We start from the raw sequence: 16,851 nt of genomic DNA on the forward strand, positions 1-16,851 counted from the left end.
AAAGAACAGATCGGGCATCGATGTCACTCCAGACAATTTCGGAGTGGCTTCGGTGCCCGAACTGTTTTCTCCCCCTTGTACCGAAGGATCCGCTGTCCCTCACCTGTGGCGCCGGTCACTCCTTTGATGTGAACAAGCGCGGATACACAACAATGTTGTCGGGGCCGCGCAAGTTCATCGGCGATAGCACAACAATGCTCGACGCTCGCGATCGGTTCCAGGCAGCCGGGTGGTACGAACCGCTGCAAAAGGCGATTATCCAGACGATCTCGCTCGAGCGGGCCCTGGCCGCGAAACGAATCCTCGACGTCGGATGTGGCACGGGATACTATCTCCGCGCCATTCTGCAGGAGCTTCCCATAACAGCGCAAGCCCTGGGCATGGACCTCTCCCCTGTGGCCGTGGCGCGCACTGTGCGGGCATCAAACGCCGTCGACGGGCTCGTTGCCGACGTGTGGTCCCCTCTACCCATCAGAGACGCTTCAGCGGATATTGTTCTCAATGTTTTCGCCCCTCGCAACGCCCCTGAATTCCATCGCGTGCTCCGAGCAAATGGCCTGCTCCTCGTCGTGGTACCGCACCCTACGCATCTGCAAGAGCTGCGGGCCGCCGGTCTCGCCCTAAACATCCAACCGGATAAAGCCGGCACTCTCGCCGACGGGTTGGCTAACCGCTTTACCCTCGAGGCACAGCAGTCACTGGCCTTTGACCTCACCCTGTCCCCCGCCGACGTGGCGGATCTCATTGGGATGGGGCCATCGTCCCACCACACCGACGGCACAGCTATAACGGAGTCAGATGGTGCCCGCGGAGTGACGGCCGCCTTCGACATACTAAGCTTCCGGCGCCGTAAGTCAGTCTGAGATTTGGTCGGATCTGCCATCGCTGCCACGTTTCCATAACCTGGTCACCTCCACCCGCGATGCCCCCCGCCTCCGCTCCCCCAACTTCCGCTGGTCGAGCAGCGCCCTCTAAGGCGCGTGTCGACACCTCGCGAGACAACCCATGGAATCCGATCGTTGGGTGGGCTGTCTCGCGGGGTCTCGACAGGCTCGACCAGCGGGATGGGCGCGGTGTCGAGGTTTCCCTACCTGCGCCCCGCGACACCCCATCCCCGCCTCGCATCCACCCCCACGCCGCTGGTCGAGCAGCGCCCTCTCGGGCGCGTGTCGAGACCTCGCGAGACGACCCATGGAATCCGATCGTTGGGTGGGATGTCTCGCGGGGTCTCGACAAGCTCGACCAGCGGGATGGGCGCGGTGTCGAGGTTTCCCTACCTCCGCCCCGCGACACCCCATCCCCGCCTCGCATCCACCCCCACTCCGCTGGTCGAGCAGCGCCCTCTCGGGCGCGTGTCGACACCTCGCGAGACGACCCATGGAATCCGATCGTTGGGTGGGATGTCTCGCGGGGTCTCGACAAGCTCGACCAGCGGGATGGGCGCGGTGTCGAGGTTTCCCTACCTCCGCCCCGCGACACCCCATCCCCGCCTCGCATCCACCCCCACTCCGCTGGTCGAGCAGCGCCCTCTCGGGCGCGTGTCGACACCTCGCGAGACAACTTATGGAACCCGATCGTTGGGTGGGATGTCTCGCGGGGTCTCGACAGGCTCGACCAGCGGGATGGGCGCGGTGTCGAGGTTTCCCTACCTCCGCCCCGCGACACCCCATCCCAGCCTCGCATCCACCCCCACTCCGCTGGTCGAGCAGCGCCCTCACGGGCGCGTTTCGAGACCTCGCGAGACGATGTATGGGACCTGGGGCCTGAAACGGAATCGTGCGGTAGGCCGTGCCTGAGAGCACGTGACGGTACACGAAGGCCTGCCGAAGCAGGCAATTAGGGCAGAAATCGCGTCCACAACTGGTGTCCGCGTCACAAGCGGCCCGTCGATTAGTCCCGTGTGGTGACCGACCACAGACCTGCGCAGACGCCCTCGAACTGGCACATTTGTGCCGTCCGCTGCATCGCAATAGGTCCCCGGAGAGGGAGTTATTTCGCCCGTGCTTATTGTGGCGCTACGCTGTGGGGTTATGAACTTCGCGCAAAGAAGGATCGCAACATTCATCGGAACTGGTCTCCTGGCATTCGTTCTCACGTCGTGCTCGACCACGAACACTCTGCCGATCTTCGGCCAACCGCAGTCTGCGGCCGACACCATTCCGACAGGTACGACGCCCAATGTTCTTGAGGACCTGGATACCAACACCACCCGACTGCTTTGGACTGATGCTGATGTGGCGTATTACGCCGCTCTCTCGGTCGGGGGCGACCAATGCCTGGTCATTGTGGACGATCTGGAAGCCGTGAGCGGATGTTCGACCACCCTGCCCATCACGGTGCAGGGCGGCGATAACGTCAGAATGATGCTGGCTGAGAACCTCCCCGACGACTCGGCGGACTGGACCAAAGTGGCCGACCACCTGTGGACGGCCAGCTAAAGCACTCGCCACATTTCCTGCATGCGGAGATCAAGTCGGCGTCTGTGACCGGAGATATTGTCTGCGAATTAACGATCTCGTGTACCCCGTTGACCGAACGTCCTCGGGCGGCGAACTCGATCGCTTCATGGATCACCTCGCGGGGTCTCGACAGGCTCGACCAGCGGGGTGGGGTCGTGGTCGAGGTCACCCACGTTCACGCCGACCTGTGTTTTGTCAACTTGAACCCGGCCATTTGATCGCTAATTAACCGGCCACTTCAGCACCGTTTCCGGCCATTTGATCACGGTCGTTGCAGCGCTCGGTTTTGGGGGTTGTTTCGTCGTGCTGACCGGCGGCAAAGTGGCCTTCTAGTGGCTCGGTCGGCTTCAGGATCGAGGTCGGCCGATCCGGTTCAGGGCTATTTCATGAGGGCGTGCTTCACGCGGTAGGACTCGCCGCGAAACTGGAGGAGTCGGCCGTGGTGGACGAGCCGGTCGATGACGGCCGCGGCCATGTTGTCGTCACCGAACACCGTTCCCCAGCGCGAAAATTCTAAGTTTGTCGTGATGATCAGGCTTCTTTTTTCATAGCCGTCGGCGATGACTTGGAACAGCAGTCGGGCGCCTTCGGTGTCAATCGGGAGGTAGCCAAATTCATCAATTGCGACGAGCCGGTTTTTCGCTATGTTAGCCAGCTCCCGATCGAGGCGGCCTTCGTCCTTGGCGCGGCGCAGCTGCATCACCAGCGACGACGTCGTGTAAAAGCGCGCGGGGATTCCTTCGCGGCAGGCGGCGGCGATCAGCGCACTGGCGAGGTGGGTTTTGCCGGTGCCGACATCGCCGTAAAGAACCAGGTCTTCGGCTCGGTTGATGAAATCCAACGACGTCAGCTCCTCCCGGCCGTAATCCTCAGGGAACTTGACGCTCGAGTAGTCAAAACCCGTGAGCGATTTCAACGCCGGCAGCCGGGCGGCGCTCAGCAGTCGTTGGCGTCGTGATGCTTGCCGGGATTCGTGCTCGGCCAGGAGCACTCCGTGGAGGTACTCGCGTTGTTTCGGGGTGCCCTTCTCGGCCCATTCGACCAACACGCTGTGGGTCAGCGACGCCTGCCGGCCGGTCTCGACGATGTCCTGCGCAGTGACGAGGGTCATGCGATCTCTCCCGTCAGAGTGTTGAGGGTGGTGAAGCTGCCGGTGGTAAAGATGTCATAGACGCTCAGGTCCACGTTCTCCACTGCCGGGCTGGTTCTGTCGGCCAGGCGCCGGGCGAGCATGCCCAACGCGGCGATCTCGGGGGTGTCGCCTCGTTGGATGAGTAGGTCAGCAGCAGTGATGGCGGCATCGAACCCGGCTGATCCTGATGCGGCATCGACAGCGCTGAGCAGGCGGCGCCGGTTGGTGGCGGTGGCGTTGTCGAGCCAGTCGCGCACTGGCCCCGGGACCAACGGCCGCAGCTGGGAATGGCTCCAGGCGCCGGGCTTGGTCGCCAGCAATGGCAGCAGCGCCGCGGGCTCGAAGATCGTCTCGGCTTGCACTCCGAAAGCGCGGGGAAAGGACCGCACCGGCGCGGAATACTCATCGAGGATCTCGACCACGTCGTGGCGGAGCCCAACGGTGAGGGTGCGGCTGTGGAAGGAAGACCCGGCCGCGTAGGTGTTGCCGTCGATGAGCATGTTCCCCTTTTTGTCAGCCGTTCGGGACTCATAACGCACCGGGTCAAACCCCACGCCGGGCAGCGCCAGACTGGCGGCAACGTCCTGCGCGAAGAGCTCGCTCACGGGCAAGCCTTTCCGGTAATGCGTGGCCTCAGCCAACGCCATGCACCGCGTCAGCAATATGTTGTTCAGGCCCTGCAGGGTGGCTGCTTCTGGCTCGGGGACCATCAGGTTGCGGCGGAGGAACCCGACGGCGTTTTCGACGTTGCCTTTCTCGTTGCCGGAGTATGGATTGCAAAACCTGGACTCGGATCGGTAGTGCAGTTTGAATGCGCCGAACAGTTTGGCCTCGATGACTTTGGTGCCGACGCGGCGTCCGATGCCGGTGGCGTTGTCAAAGACCAGGTGCCGGGGTGCAGCGCCGATGTGATCGAACACGGTGCGCAGGCCGTGGCAGACGCACTCGGCGGTCTCGCCGCGGTAGGCCTGCACGAAGCGCATGTTCGAAAACGGGAACGTCACGACGAAGATGTGCAGGATCTGGCGGATCCCGCCGATGATGGCCTCGGCCTGGCCGAAGTCGACCTGCGCAGTTCCGGCCGGCCAGACCAGCTCCGTGAAGCCCTCCCCGGCCTGGCGGTGCTGGTCGTTCCACTTCCGCACAAAGCGTTGCACCGGGGAGTAGCTGCCGCTGTAATTCTCCTCGTTGACCAAGCGATCAAAGACCCGCTTGGCAGTGTGGCGTTGCTTGCGCGGTCGGCGCTGGTCCTCGGTCAACCACGTCTCGATGGTGTCTTCAAGCCCGCCCACGGCTGATCCGGCTGGCCTCGGAACGGGCGTCGGTGGCTTGGGTGAAAAGTTCTGTTGCCCGGTGTATTTCGTCACCGCGTCCCGGCTGACTCCCAATCGGCGGGCGATTTCACGGCCCGCGATTCCGTGGGAGTCGAGAGTTCTGATATTTTCTTGCACGGACATGGGTACCGTCATCTGCTTCCTGGTTCCTTCCGGCGCGACCGCTTGGCAGTAGACACGCCTTTAGGAACCTATCTGGGGGTGGCGGGCCCATGTCTCCAGCTCGCTGAAGAGGGCCACGGCCACCGGTGATCTCAATCTCTGCGCATCCCAACCCCATTTCTTGGGCGGGATCTGCTGGCCTGATTTTTAGCGCTCTTTTGGCAGGAAACCAGCCGCTAACTTGGCCGGATTCCAGCGCCGAAACGGCCTACAAAGAGTTGATCACACACACCGACCCCACGTCCGGTCTGAGTCCGGTCCGCGATCGCCCCGCTCCGCCCCACCTACGCTGGTCGAGCAGCGCCCTCTAGGGCGCGTGTCGAGACCCCGTGACACAACCTCTGAAACTCGATCGTTTCGTGGATCACCTCGCGGGGTCTCGACAGGCTCGACCAGCGAGAGGGGCGCGCCGTCGAGGTTTCCCTACCTACGCCCGCGACACCCCATCCCCGCCTCGCATCCACCCCCACTCCGCTGGTCGAGCAGCACCCTCTAGGTGTACTGAGCCGAGAGGTTGGTGACAGTTCGGGGTTGAAAAAAGGAGAACCTCCGGTTTCAGTGGTGATGTCAAAGTCGCCACGAAAACGGAGGTTCTCATGCCCCACATTAATACCCGTTTGACCCTTCATGGGAGGGCCTTACTGATTGACAGAGTGATCAATGACGGGCGCCCTGTCTCGCACGTCGCTAAAGAGCTCGGCATCTCGCGTCAATGCGCTCACCGCTGGATTAACCGGCACCACGCTGAGGGCACCGCGGGGCTCCTGAACCGCTCGTCCCGGCCACACCATTGCCCGACGAAGACCAGTGCTCCGCAAGAAGCGAAAGTTGTTGTTGCCCGTCTCCTGGGGCGGAATGGGCCCCTGCGCATCGCGGCGGTGACGGGAGTGCCAGCACGGACCGTGTCGCGAATACTGACTCGCTACGACCTCCCACCCCTGTCGTGGCTGGACCCCGTCACCGGCGCGGTCATCCGATCTTCACGCGCCACCGCAGAACGCTACGAACGCGACCGGCCAGGCGAACTGGTACACATCGACGTGAAGAAACTCGGCCGCATCCCGAACGGTGGCGGGTGGCGCGCTGACCCCACCCAAAGTCCCCGCAATCATCGAAAGGGGTCTCGGCGCGTGGGATTTGACTACGTCCACGCGGTCATCGACGATCACTCCCGCCTCGCCTACGCCGAAATCCAGCCCGACGAGAAGGGCATCACCGCTGCTGGTGTCCTCGAACGTGCCGCAGCCTTCTTCGCGGCAAACGGCATCCCCCAGATTGAACGCGTCATCTCTGACAACGCCTTCGCTTACCGAAACTCGACCGCATTCAAAGAAGCCGTCGCGAAGATCGGGGCCGTGCAACGCTTCATCAAACCGCACTGCCCCTGGACGAACGGGAAAGTCGAACGACTGAACCGCACCCTCGCCACCGAATGGGCCTACGCCCGCAAATACACCAGCAACCACGAACGCGCCCAAGCCCTTGCGCCCTGGCTCAACTTCTACAACACTGAACGCATCCACACTGGAATCGGACAGACACCGCTCAGCCGAGTGTCACCAACCTCATGACTCAGTACATCTAGGGCGCGTGTCGAGACCCCGTGAGACAACCTCTGAAACTCGATCGTTTCGTGGATCACCTCGCGGGGTCTCGACAGGCTCGACCAGCGGGGTGGGCTTTGTCGAGGTTGCCCGCGTCAGCTCCGCGTCAGCGCAAGTAGTCGGCAAGAAAGTCGGTCGCGCTATGACCAATCCAACGAGGCGAGCACGAGAGCCAGAAGCGTCAGACCAACGCCAGCGAGGAGAGCAAATGCGCGATTTATCCGCCGACGACTCACCGTTCCGGTTGTAAAAGATGAACGAGAGAGCTTGTCGAGATTTGGTGCAACGGACTGGTACGGCGTATCAATCTCGGGTGTACTTTCATTCTCCACCTGGGCCATAGTCTGACTCCCCCTTTTCGTGTCCGCAACGGTGCGTTTCCCCACGCTACCTACTCCTTGCGCAAAAGGCCACCGGCGATCCCGCAGCCGATCTCGCCAGCGGGATGGGCGCGACGTCCAGCTTGCCCGGCACTCCTTAAACAGCAGTGCCGGCCTTCACGAGGAAGGCCGGCACTGTGAACTGCAGGTATTTAGCGGGCGAACAAGCCCCGGTAGTACTCATAGACCCAACCAACCAGGGCGACAGCTCCAATTGCGAGGCCAATGTATGCTACCCAGAAGCCTGCGGCTAGCCCCAGGAAAACGAGAGCAGCAGACGCGGCCAGAACCACGGGCCACCAGCTCCACGGGCTGAAGAAACCAGACTCCGGGTCGCCATCATCGATGTTGCCGTCGAGGCGATCCTCGGGGGTTTCCCCGCCCTGGGCGCTGTACACCTTGCCCAGATAGAAGCCGATGAATGCCGCCAACAGAGCGCTCAGAGCCAGACAGAACGTCCCGACCCATTCGATCGTGCCGTGGAAGGGATCAAGATAGCTCCACACCACATAGATCACAGTCACGAAGGCGAAGAAGACGGCCAGGCCGTAAAAGATCCGAGCGTTGGTTCTCATCTACTGCACCTTGTTTGCTGAAGCGTCGTATGTCGCTGAAGCCGGGGCATCCTTGACAAAACCTACGCCGACGGGAAGCCCCGCCTCCGGGTGGTTCAGGTCAAAGGCCGGACGCTCCGAGCGGATGCGCGGAATGGACGTGAAGTTGTGTCGCGGCGGCGGGCACGAGGTGGCCCACTCGAGCGACGAACCGTAGCCCCAGGGATCATTGACCGTGACCTTCGGTGCACGACGCGCCGTGATGTACACGTTCAGGAAGAACGGAATCATCGACAGGGCGAGAATCATGGCACCGACGGTTGACACCTGGTTCATCCAGGTGAAGTTGTCATCCGGAGAGTACGTGGCGTAACGGCGGGGCATGCCCACGACGCCGAGCCAGTGCTGGATGAGGAACGTGGTGTGGAAGCCAATGAAAAGCAACCAGAAGTGCCACTTGCCGAGGCTCTCGTTGAGCATCTTGCCGGTCCACTTGGGCCACCAGAAGTAGAAACCACTGAACATGGCGAAGACGACGGTACCAAACACCACGTAGTGGAAGTGAGCAACAACGAAGTACGTGTCGGTCACGTGGAAGTCAAGCGGCGGTGAGGCCAGGATGACGCCGGTGAGTCCACCAAATGTGAAGGTGATCAGGAAGCCGATAGCCCACAGCATGGGGGTCTCGAACGTGACCGATCCTCGCCACATTGTGCCGATCCAGTTGAAGATCTTCACACCTGTCGGCACGGCGATCAGCATCGTCATGAGAGAGAAGAACGGCAGGAGCACAGATCCGGTTACGTACATGTGGTGAGCCCAGACAGAAACTGAGAGCGCAGCAATCGAGATGGTTGCGTAAATCAGTGTCTTGTATCCGAACATGGGCTTGCGGCTGAACACCGGGAACACCTCGGACACGATGCCAAAGAACGGCAGAGCGATGATGTACACCTCAGGGTGACCGAAGAACCAGAACAAGTGCTGCCAGAGAATGGCACCACCGTTGGCGGGATCATAAATGTGCGAGCCGAAGATGCGGTCTGACGCTGCGGCGAGCATAGCGGCAGCAAGAACGGGGAAGACCATCAGCGCGAGCAGCGACGTGATCAGTGTGTTCCAGGTGAAGACGGGCATGCGCCACATCGTCATGCCGGGAGCGCGCATGGTGATGATCGTCGTGATGAAGTTCACGGAACCAAGAATGGTTCCGAATCCGGACAGTCCCAGACCCACCATCCATAGGTTTCCACCGATGCCCGGTGAGAAGGTGGTGCTTGCCAGCGGCTGATACGCAAACCAACCGAACGAAGCCGCGCCCTGAGGGGTGAGGAACCCGGCAACGGCGATGAGGCTTCCAAAGTTGAAGAACCAGTAGGCCAGCGCGTTCAGACGCGGGAAGGCAACGTCAGGTGCACCAATCTGCAGCGGAATCAGGAAGTTCGCGAAACCGAAGAACAGCGGCGTTGCGAACATCAGAAGCATGATCGTACCGTGCATGGTGAAGAGCTGGTTGTACTGTTCCTTGGTCTGAACGATCTCCAGGCCCGGTGCGAAGAGCTGCGCACGGATGATCAACGCCATCACTCCGCCGAGGCAGAAGTAGATGAACGACGTGACCAGATACATGTACCCGATCACCTTGTGATCGGTGGAGGTAATTGTCCGCACGAGGAGGTTGCCCTTGCGTTCGGCGGACGGTGAGACCGGAGTCTCCAAGCGCGGTGCTGCGGGGGTGATGGTCGTGCTCATGGCTTAGTTGCCCTCCTGAGCCGTCGGGGCTTCCGTGCCCGGCTGATTCTGATTGCGATCGTAGTTGTTGTCGATCTGTCCGGTGTTACCGGCAGAACGAAGCGACGTAATGTACGCGTCGTAGTCGGCTTGGGAAACAACCTTGGTGTTGAACAGCATCATTGAGTGATACTCACCGCACAGTTCCGCACACTTTCCGGCATAGGTTCCAATCCGCTCGGGGATGACCGACATGTAGTTTGTCTTGCCCGGGATGACGTCTTTCTTGTACAGAAAGTCGATGATCCAGAACGAGTGGATGACGTCGCGGGCCTCAAGCTTGAACTCAACCTGAGAATTGACCGGCAGCACCAGAGTGGGGAGCTCCGACTCAATGCGAGAACCGGGAGCACCATTGGGGTCAGGCTGAGCCTGAACACCGACGGAGTAGACATCCTCGTTCACGTAGTTGAAGTCCCAGGCCCACTGCTTGGCCTGCACCTCCACGATCACGTCAGGATTGTCGAAGCGAGTCTCAATCGCGATCTGATCCCGCACGGTGAAGGCAAAGAAACCGACGACCAGAATGAGCGGAACGATCGTGTAGAAGATTTCAATCGGCATGTTGTAGCGAAGCTGCACCGGCAGTCCGGTCTGCCCCTTGCGACGACGGTAGACAACGACCGCCCAGATTGTGAGACCCCACGTGAGCAGTCCTACGACAAGCAGGACAATCCATGATGTGGTCCACAAACCGGCAATTCGCTCGGTGTTGTTTGTTACCGCCGGTTGGCCTTCTTCAAAGCCGGGGAGGTAGCCATGTAACTGGGCCTGCGTGCAGCCGGCGAGAACAATGACGAGCGTCGCTGCAAGCGGAAATGCAGCCCATCGGAAACGGTGGTTAATGCGCACCGGGGACCTTTCGGGAGATTCTTGGACACTTCTCGGGAAGTGTTTTGACCAATTCCTAGCCTACTCCGAGAGCGACCTTCTTCCGTGCACGCGAGGCAGGTAAGTTCGGTCGCAGACACGTCTGAGCGTTATGGAATATCGAATTGATACACGAAAGGAGACCATCCGAGTGGGATGGCCTCCTGAATTTCGTGATTCTCTGCGGAACCGGGTTTAGCTGAACGAATCCCCACAGGCACAGCTGCTACCCGCATTGGGGTTATCGATGGTGAAGCCCTGCTTCTCGATCGTGTCCTCAAAGTTGATGTTGGCACCCTCGAGGTACGGAACACTCATTTTGTCAACGACCACACCGACGCCGTCAAAGTCGACAACAGCATCGCCTTCAAGCACGCGCTCGTCAAAGTACAGCTGGTAGATCAAGCCCGAGCAGCCACCAGGCTGCACAGCGACGCGAAGACGCAGGTCTGTACGACCTTCCTGAGCCAAGAGGCTCCGGACCTTGTTCGCTGCAATGTCGCTCAGGCCGACACCGTGGGCTGCGGTGCTGGTCGTCTCGGTCATGGTGTCAGTCATGGATTCTCCTTGGTGGTCGCAATGCTCAGCGTTCTCACGTGGTGATTTCGGATGGATATTTCTTTCACCCTGAATACTGTCCACAGTCTAACTCCGTCAACCCTCGGGTTGGCCGAATCATTCCTGCTCACTCACTGATTCGGTGATTGAGCCGAGCCAGCAGCAGCGCTTCCGTGAGGAGTGCCCGCTTGAAGACACCGAGGTGTAGTGACTCGTTGGGGCTGTGGGCGCGGGAATCGGGGTCCTCCACGCCGGTCACCAGGATCTGAGCCTCGGGGAAGACACGCACCAGATCGGCGATGAAAGGAATGGAACCACCCACGCCGATGTCGACGGGTGACGTGCCCCAAGCATCCGTCATGGCGCGTCGCGCCTCCGTAACAGCCCATCCACTCGTGTCCACCAGGAATGGCTCGCCGCAGTCCACATCGGTGATGTCCACCTGCGCTCCGAACGGTGCCTGGGCACGGAGGTGCGCCTGAAGGGCATCGGCAGCGTCGGCAGCCAATTGGCCCGGTGCGATGCGACAACTAATGCGGACCGCAATGGCGGGTGAGAGTGTGTTCGACGCATTGTCAACGCTCGGGGCATCGATGCCCGTGACGGTGATGGACGGCTGAGACCAGATTCGGCTGAGGATTGAACCATGGCCGATCGGCGAGACGCCCTCCAGCAATCCGGTTTCGTCCCGAAGCTGCTCTTCCGAGTACTCCGGCGTATCCCCCACATGGCTCGTGAGTCCCGTGACTGCCACGGAACCGTCCTCGTTGTACAACGTGGCCAGGAGTTTGATGGTGGCCATCATGGCATCGGGGACAGCCCCGCCGAACATCCCGGAGTGGGAAGCATGATCGAGCGTGCGTACCTCCAGGCGGAGTGTCACGTTCCCCCGCAGACCAGTCGTGAGGGCAGGCGTTGTAATGTCCCAGTTATTCGAGTCCGCGACAACGATGACATCTGCTCGGAGTGCATCCACGTTTTCTTCGAGGAAGGTTGCGAAGGATCGGCTGCCGAATTCTTCTTCCCCTTCGATGAAGAGCGCAAGGCCCAGGTCAAAATCAGGTCCTGCCGCCTCCACCAACGCGCGAATTGACGCGATGTGTGCCATCACTCCCGCCTTGTCGTCGGCCGCACCGCGTCCATAGAGCCGGTCACCACGCACCGTGGGCTCGAAGGCGGCCGAGTCCCAGTCCTCGTCTTTGCCGGGAGGCTGCACGTCGTGATGGGCATACAGCAGCACGGTCGGTCGCCCATTCCGGGCTGCCCGTGTTGCCAGAACAGCGGGCTGGCCCAGCTCGGTAGTCCCGGGAATCCCGGCCTGTTTGATCTCGACCGAGTCGAACACGTGCAAATCACGGGCCAGGGTGGCGACCGCCTCGGCACTTTTCAGCACGGTGGCACGGTCAAACGCAGACCAGGCAACCGAGGGAATGCGCACCAATGCGCAGAGTTCGGCAATGGTAGTTGGTAACCCGAGTTCAACCGCAGTGCGAACGGATGCGTCGTCAGCTGTGGTTTCGTCGGTAATTGTCAGTGGGTTATCCGTCATACGGGTAATCTTAAGGCACCCAATTACAAGGACTTGATGTGGCTAAGCAACCAGTGAACCCCGACGCGCAGCCGTCGATTGAAACCGCGGCCGAAACGGCCGCTCGTCTGAACGGCACATCTGTGGGTAAGGGTCAGCCGACTCCGACCCGCCGAATGCAGGAAGCGGCCAACAAACGTCCGCTCGTTCCCGATGACCGCAAGCTTGCAGCGCAGCAGGCTCGGGCAAAGTCTCGGGTGAGCCGTGACCGGGCCCGAATCGGCATGGCCAATGGGGAGGACAAGTTTCTCCCTGTGCGCGAGCGTGGTCCCCAGAAGCGCTTCGCACGCGACTATGTTGACGCCCGATTCAACGTCGGGGAGCTGATGATTCCGGTCATGTTCCTGGTGATCCTGCTCTCGACGATTCCGGCGATTGCCAATTACGGGATCATCGCCCTGTGGGCGTTCTTCATCGTGGCCATTGTGGACTGTGTCGTTCTCGGCTTCATCGTCACGAAGAAGGTTGAAGCCAAATTTGGCGCCGACAAGGTGGAGAAGGTGCGTTGGTATGTGGCCATGCGCGCGCTCCAGCTTCGGCCGATGCGACTCCCCAAGCCTCAGGTGAAGCGCGGACAGTACCCGGCGTAGTCACACCGGTCATATCGTTCATGGCCCCGACTCGTCTCGCGACGGGCCGGGGCCATTTTGTGCCTCAGCGGGCAAAGGCCCCAGCCCGAATGAGCGGTACGCGCACTTCCTCATCGGTGAGGGAACCGTGCTGCCCGATCATGGATCGGGCGCTCTGGTTCGCGGGCCGGGAGTCGTAATATGCAATTCCCTTCCTCGCGGCCACGATGACGTCGCCAATGCGCGGGAGAACGTCTGTGGCCACCCGGCCGAAGAGGCCCGCCTCGACGGCTTCTCCGCGCGTATAGATCCAGGCTCGGTCGCCCTCGACCTCCCGCCAACTCTGCGCAAGAGCGTCAGGTGTGATGTCGGTGCGCTCGGGGTCAATGTACAACTGAAGGCAACGAGGGTCTCCCCCGATGTGCCGCACGCCCGCGACAAGAGCCGCAACGGTATCAAAGAGAACGTGCTTGGTCGGCGCAACATCAATTACGCCATGATCTGCCGTGAGCAGCAGCCCTTCCCCTGATCCGAGCCCCGCCGCAAAACGGGCCATCTCGGAGTCGAGCAGCTCAAGCTGGGCCAGCCACCGTGCAGATTGCCAGCCATGCGCGTGCGCCGCAACATCGAGCTCGGACACATAGAGGTACACGAGAGCGCTGGCCTCTGCCGCAAGGATCTCTCGCGCCGCTACAAACCGGTCAGGAACACTCTCCGCCACTACGTACTGCGCCCCGCGCAGGACCGCCTGAGTGAAGCCCGAATCGAGAAACCGGCGGGGGCCGATAGCAAAGCTCGGCACACCGGCATCCGCTGCCTGATCAAAAACCGTCCGTGCCCGTTGCCACGTGGCAGGGTCCATGTGGGAATCCCACCCGGTGAGCTGGTTGACGACCCGATCCCGGTCGGCGTCGAGAACCTGATAGCCCACCAAACCGTGCTGTCCCGGCTCGACCCCGGTGGTGAGGCTGGCGATACCGGCCGCCGTCGTGGCCGGAAAAACCCCGTCGATGACATCCGCTTTGGTCAGCCGACTCATCAGGAATCGCGCGTGGCCAGCGCGGGCGCGCAAAGCACTCACGCCGAGTCCATCGGCGAGCACGACAACGGCTTTCGTGACCGGTGGTAGTCCGAGGGGGTTCGGTTCGCTGCGGACGGAGAGGAGTGAACTTGTCAGAACATCGGCAAGGCGCAGAGTGCTGAATTGACGGGCCGGTATCATGGTTGACATTGGGCTAAGTCTGACATAGGCACTACCCAAACAATTCGGCGTACTCCAGAGAGTGCGCAAAACCACTGCTATCCCGGTGAAAATTCTCTCGGGACGGACACGACAGAAGCCGAATAACGAATGAGCCGCGCAGCCAATACCCCTCCCGCCGCCAGCACCGCGAACAACACGGAACGAATCGAAGACGTCGACGTATCCATCGAGATGCAGGGCTCTTTTCTCGAGTACGCCTACTCGGTCATCTACTCACGTGCCCTTCCGGATGCCCGTGATGGGTTGAAACCTGTTCAGCGTCGCATTCTATACCAGATGAGCGAGATGGGCCTGCGTCCCGACCGGGGTCACGTCAAGTCCGCCCGTGTTGTGGGCGAGGTGATGGGTAAACTTCACCCGCACGGTGACACGGCCATTTATGACGCCCTCGTGCGCATGGCCCAGTCGTTTTCGCTGCGCGTGCCCCTCATCGATGGCCACGGCAATTTCGGGTCTCTCGACGACGGCCCGGCGGCACCTCGATACACCGAAGCTCGCCTCGCGGCACCCGCCCTGGCGATGACCGAAAACCTTGATGAAGACGTCGTGGATTTCGTACCGAACTACGACAACCAGCTGACGCAACCCGATGTGCTCCCCGCCGCCTACCCCAACCTCCTCGTCAACGGGGCGAGCGGCATCGCCGTGGGTATGGCCACAAATATGGCACCCCATAACCTCATCGAGGTGGTGGGAGCGGCACGTCACCTGCTCGCTTACCCCGAAGCGTCACTCGAGCACCTGATGGAGTTCATTCCGGGACCGGACCTGCCGACCGGCGGCACAATCGTAGGACTCGCCGGTATCAAAGACGCCTACCTCACCGGTCGTGGCTCCTTTAAGACTCGGGCGCGCGTGACGGTGGAGTCCATCAGTGCCCGAAAGACGGGGCTTGTCGTCACGGAACTCCCCTATCTCGTGGGGCCCGAAAAGGTGATCGAGAAGATCAAGGACGGCGTCAACTCCAAGAAACTCAGCGGAATCTCTGACGTCACCGACCTCACCGACCGCACAAAGGGTCTCCGCCTCGTGATTGAAATCAAAACGGGGTTCAGCCCCGATGCGGTTCTCGAACAGCTCTACCGCTACACGCCCCTCGAAGACTCCTTCAACATCAATGCTGTCGCCCTCGTGGAGGGCGCACCGCAGACTCTCGGACTTCGCGAGCTCCTGCTCGTGTATGTGAACCACCGTATTGACGTGGTGACCCGTCGTTCCTCCTACCGGCTCGCCCGCCGCAGGGAGCGTCTCCACCTCGTGGAGGGTCTTCTGGTGGCCATTGTCGACATTGACGAGGTCATTCAGGTGATTCGCGCGAGCGACGACACCGAGATGGCCAGGGCTCGCCTCATCGACGTTTTCGACCTGAGCCAGGTGCAGGCCGAGTACATTCTGGAGCTACGCCTGCGGAGGCTCACCCGCTTCTCCCGCATCGAGCTGGAGGCGGAGCGCGACCAACTCCTCGCCGAAATCGCCGAGTTGGAGAAGCTTCTCTCCAGCAAGGCAGCGATTAGAACCCTTGTATCGGCCGAGCTGGCCACCGTCGCCGATCGGTTTGGCACCCCGCGACGAACGGTACTCACCGAGGCAAAACCGAGCATCGCCGGGATGTCAGCTGCCGCAGCCAAGCGTCAGGCCGCTGTCCTCGAAGTGCAGGACATCCCCACCCGCATCTTCCTGAGCGCAACCGGGCGCATTGCTCGCGTCGATCTAGCCGCCGTGGACGAGTCTGTTCCCCAACGCATCACTCCCCCACAGCGCCGAAGCAAGCACGATGCGATCCTGTCGTCGTTGGAGACCACGAGCCGCACAGAAATTGGCGCGGTCACCAACCATGGTCGGCTCATCCGATTCTCGCCCGTTGACCTCCCCGTCATGCCCCCCACGTCGATTCAACTTGCCGCCGGGGTGCGCATCGCCGACTACCTTGTTCTGGCCAGTCGCGGCGAACGGGTTCTTGGGTTGGTATCCCTGGAATCCGAACGAGCCATTGTGCTCGGTACGCGCCAGGGAATTGTGAAGCGCGTCACGCCGGGTGATTGGGCCAACAAACCGGACTTCGAGATCATTGCGCTCAAACCGAAGGACGAGGTTGTTGGTGTTGCGCAGGGCGGCGAAGATGATGACCTCATCTTCATTACCTCCGATGCGCAGCTGCTCCGTTTCGCGGCGGCTGGCGTGCGTCCTCAGGGCAGAGCGGCCGGCGGAATGGCTGGTATTAAGCTCTCCCCCGGTGCCGCGGTCGTCTATTTCACCAGCCTCAACTCGGCCGAGGCCGATGTCGCGGTGGTCGCAACCGTTGCAATCGGAAGTCAGACCTTGCCGGGGACCGATCCAGGCAGCGCCAAGCTCTCGGAGTTCACCGAGTACCCGGCCAAGGGACGTGCCACCGGTGGTGTGCGATCGCACCGTTTTCTCAAGGGGGAAGACACGATTGCGATTGCCTGGGTGGGAGCAGCGCCGGCTCGCGCAACGTCCCTGGAGGGTGTGCCCCGCACCCTCCCGGATTCGGGGTCACGTCGGGATGCGTCGGGGCTCATGCTCGATGCGATCATTGGCGTGATTGGCGCCGAGATCTAGGCGACA

At 61.4% G+C, this 16,851-nt stretch carries 13 protein-coding genes; 5 read left to right on the forward strand and 8 right to left on the reverse strand.

Features of this window, described 5'->3' with window-relative positions:
* Window positions 1-20 precede the first annotated feature (20 nt).
* The gene (locus H4V99_RS08710; RefSeq protein WP_280677370.1) at window positions 21-863 is read left to right on the forward strand and encodes a methyltransferase domain-containing protein; all 843 of its coding nucleotides are present in this window, start codon (window positions 21-23) and stop codon (window positions 861-863) included.
* A gap of 1,167 nt (window positions 864-2,030) precedes the next feature.
* Entirely contained in the window at window positions 2,031-2,438 is a 408-nt protein-coding gene (locus H4V99_RS08715) for a hypothetical protein (protein ID WP_280677372.1), read from the forward strand.
* Between the two features lie 400 nt (window positions 2,439-2,838).
* Here H4V99_RS08715 and istB read toward each other — a convergent pair whose 3' ends face one another.
* Window positions 2,839-3,570 carry an IS21-like element helper ATPase IstB gene (istB, locus tag H4V99_RS08720; protein ID WP_280676332.1) on the reverse strand — a complete coding sequence of 244 codons (732 nt, stop codon included), beginning with the start codon at window positions 3,568-3,570 and terminating at the stop codon, window positions 2,839-2,841.
* Entirely contained in the window at window positions 3,567-5,048 is a 1,482-nt protein-coding gene (gene istA, locus H4V99_RS08725; protein ID WP_280680044.1) for an IS21 family transposase, read from the reverse strand. The genes istB and istA overlap by 4 nt, the downstream gene beginning before the upstream one ends.
* A gap of 635 nt (window positions 5,049-5,683) precedes the next feature.
* Here istA and H4V99_RS08730 point away from each other — a divergent pair.
* Window positions 5,684-6,658 (forward strand): IS481 family transposase, encoded by a 975-nt coding sequence (locus H4V99_RS08730; RefSeq protein WP_280677374.1) that lies wholly within the window; start codon window positions 5,684-5,686, stop codon window positions 6,656-6,658.
* A 565-nt stretch (window positions 6,659-7,223) separates the two neighbouring features.
* On the opposite strand, the gene H4V99_RS08735 is transcribed toward H4V99_RS08730, so the two are convergent.
* The 5 genes from H4V99_RS08735 to H4V99_RS08755 all read right to left on the reverse strand — a co-directional run bounded on the left by H4V99_RS08735 (window position 7,224) and on the right by H4V99_RS08755 (window position 12,393).
* Window positions 7,224-7,646, reverse strand: a complete 423-nt coding sequence (locus H4V99_RS08735) for a cytochrome c oxidase subunit 4 (protein WP_280677376.1) — start codon at window positions 7,644-7,646, stop codon at window positions 7,224-7,226.
* Window positions 7,647-9,377, reverse strand: coding sequence for a cytochrome c oxidase subunit I (gene ctaD, locus H4V99_RS08740; RefSeq protein WP_280677379.1), 1,731 nt, complete (start codon window positions 9,375-9,377; stop codon window positions 7,647-7,649). It lies immediately after the preceding gene.
* A gap of 3 nt (window positions 9,378-9,380) precedes the next feature.
* A complete protein-coding gene (gene coxB / locus H4V99_RS08745) occupies window positions 9,381-10,268 on the reverse strand; it encodes a cytochrome c oxidase subunit II (RefSeq protein WP_280677381.1) in 888 nt (295 codons plus the stop codon).
* A gap of 213 nt (window positions 10,269-10,481) precedes the next feature.
* On the reverse strand, window positions 10,482-10,844 hold the full coding sequence (erpA, locus tag H4V99_RS08750; RefSeq protein ID WP_280677383.1) for an iron-sulfur cluster insertion protein ErpA: 363 nt from the start codon (window positions 10,842-10,844) through the stop codon (window positions 10,482-10,484).
* A 127-nt stretch (window positions 10,845-10,971) separates the two neighbouring features.
* Complete coding sequence (locus H4V99_RS08755; protein WP_280677385.1) at window positions 10,972-12,393, reverse strand: dipeptidase; 1,422 nt, start codon at window positions 12,391-12,393, stop codon at window positions 10,972-10,974.
* A gap of 38 nt (window positions 12,394-12,431) precedes the next feature.
* Between H4V99_RS08755 and H4V99_RS08760 the strand changes: the two genes are divergently transcribed.
* On the forward strand, window positions 12,432-13,022 hold the full coding sequence (locus tag H4V99_RS08760; protein WP_280677387.1) for a DUF3043 domain-containing protein: 591 nt from the start codon (window positions 12,432-12,434) through the stop codon (window positions 13,020-13,022).
* 64 nt (window positions 13,023-13,086) lie between these two features.
* On the opposite strand, the gene H4V99_RS08765 is transcribed toward H4V99_RS08760, so the two are convergent.
* A complete protein-coding gene (locus H4V99_RS08765) occupies window positions 13,087-14,232 on the reverse strand; it encodes an alkaline phosphatase family protein (protein WP_280677389.1) in 1,146 nt (381 codons plus the stop codon).
* Window positions 14,233-14,352: 120 nt separating this feature from the next.
* Here H4V99_RS08765 and H4V99_RS08770 point away from each other — a divergent pair, with 120 nt between their 5' ends.
* Window positions 14,353-16,845, forward strand: a complete 2,493-nt coding sequence (locus tag H4V99_RS08770) for a DNA topoisomerase IV subunit A (RefSeq protein ID WP_280677391.1) — start codon at window positions 14,353-14,355, stop codon at window positions 16,843-16,845.
* Window positions 16,846-16,851 lie beyond the last annotated feature (6 nt).

This window comes from Cryobacterium sp. CG_9.6 (genome assembly GCF_029893365.1).
Lineage (GTDB): Bacteria > Actinomycetota > Actinomycetes > Actinomycetales > Microbacteriaceae > Cryobacterium.

What these genes read in the sequence shown, in the direction of transcription:
- H4V99_RS08710 (WP_280677370.1), top strand. Translation starts at nt 21, where the DNA reads ATGTCACTCCAGACAATTTCGGAGTGGCTTCGGTGCCCGAACTGTTTT.
- H4V99_RS08715 (WP_280677372.1), top strand. Translation starts at nt 2,031, where the DNA reads ATGAACTTCGCGCAAAGAAGGATCGCAACATTCATCGGAACTGGTCTC.
- istB (WP_280676332.1), bottom strand. Translation starts at nt 3,570, where the DNA reads ATGACCCTCGTCACTGCGCAGGACATCGTCGAGACCGGCCGGCAGGCG.
- istA (WP_280680044.1), bottom strand. Translation starts at nt 5,048, where the DNA reads ATGTCCGTGCAAGAAAATATCAGAACTCTCGACTCCCACGGAATCGCG.
- H4V99_RS08730 (WP_280677374.1), top strand. Translation starts at nt 5,684, where the DNA reads ATGCCCCACATTAATACCCGTTTGACCCTTCATGGGAGGGCCTTACTG.
- H4V99_RS08735 (WP_280677376.1), bottom strand. Translation starts at nt 7,646, where the DNA reads ATGAGAACCAACGCTCGGATCTTTTACGGCCTGGCCGTCTTCTTCGCC.
- ctaD (WP_280677379.1), bottom strand. Translation starts at nt 9,377, where the DNA reads ATGAGCACGACCATCACCCCCGCAGCACCGCGCTTGGAGACTCCGGTC.
- erpA (WP_280677383.1), bottom strand. Translation starts at nt 10,844, where the DNA reads ATGACTGACACCATGACCGAGACGACCAGCACCGCAGCCCACGGTGTC.
- H4V99_RS08755 (WP_280677385.1), bottom strand. Translation starts at nt 12,393, where the DNA reads ATGACGGATAACCCACTGACAATTACCGACGAAACCACAGCTGACGAC.
- H4V99_RS08765 (WP_280677389.1), bottom strand. Translation starts at nt 14,232, where the DNA reads ATGTCAACCATGATACCGGCCCGTCAATTCAGCACTCTGCGCCTTGCC.
- H4V99_RS08770 (WP_280677391.1), top strand. Translation starts at nt 14,353, where the DNA reads ATGAGCCGCGCAGCCAATACCCCTCCCGCCGCCAGCACCGCGAACAAC.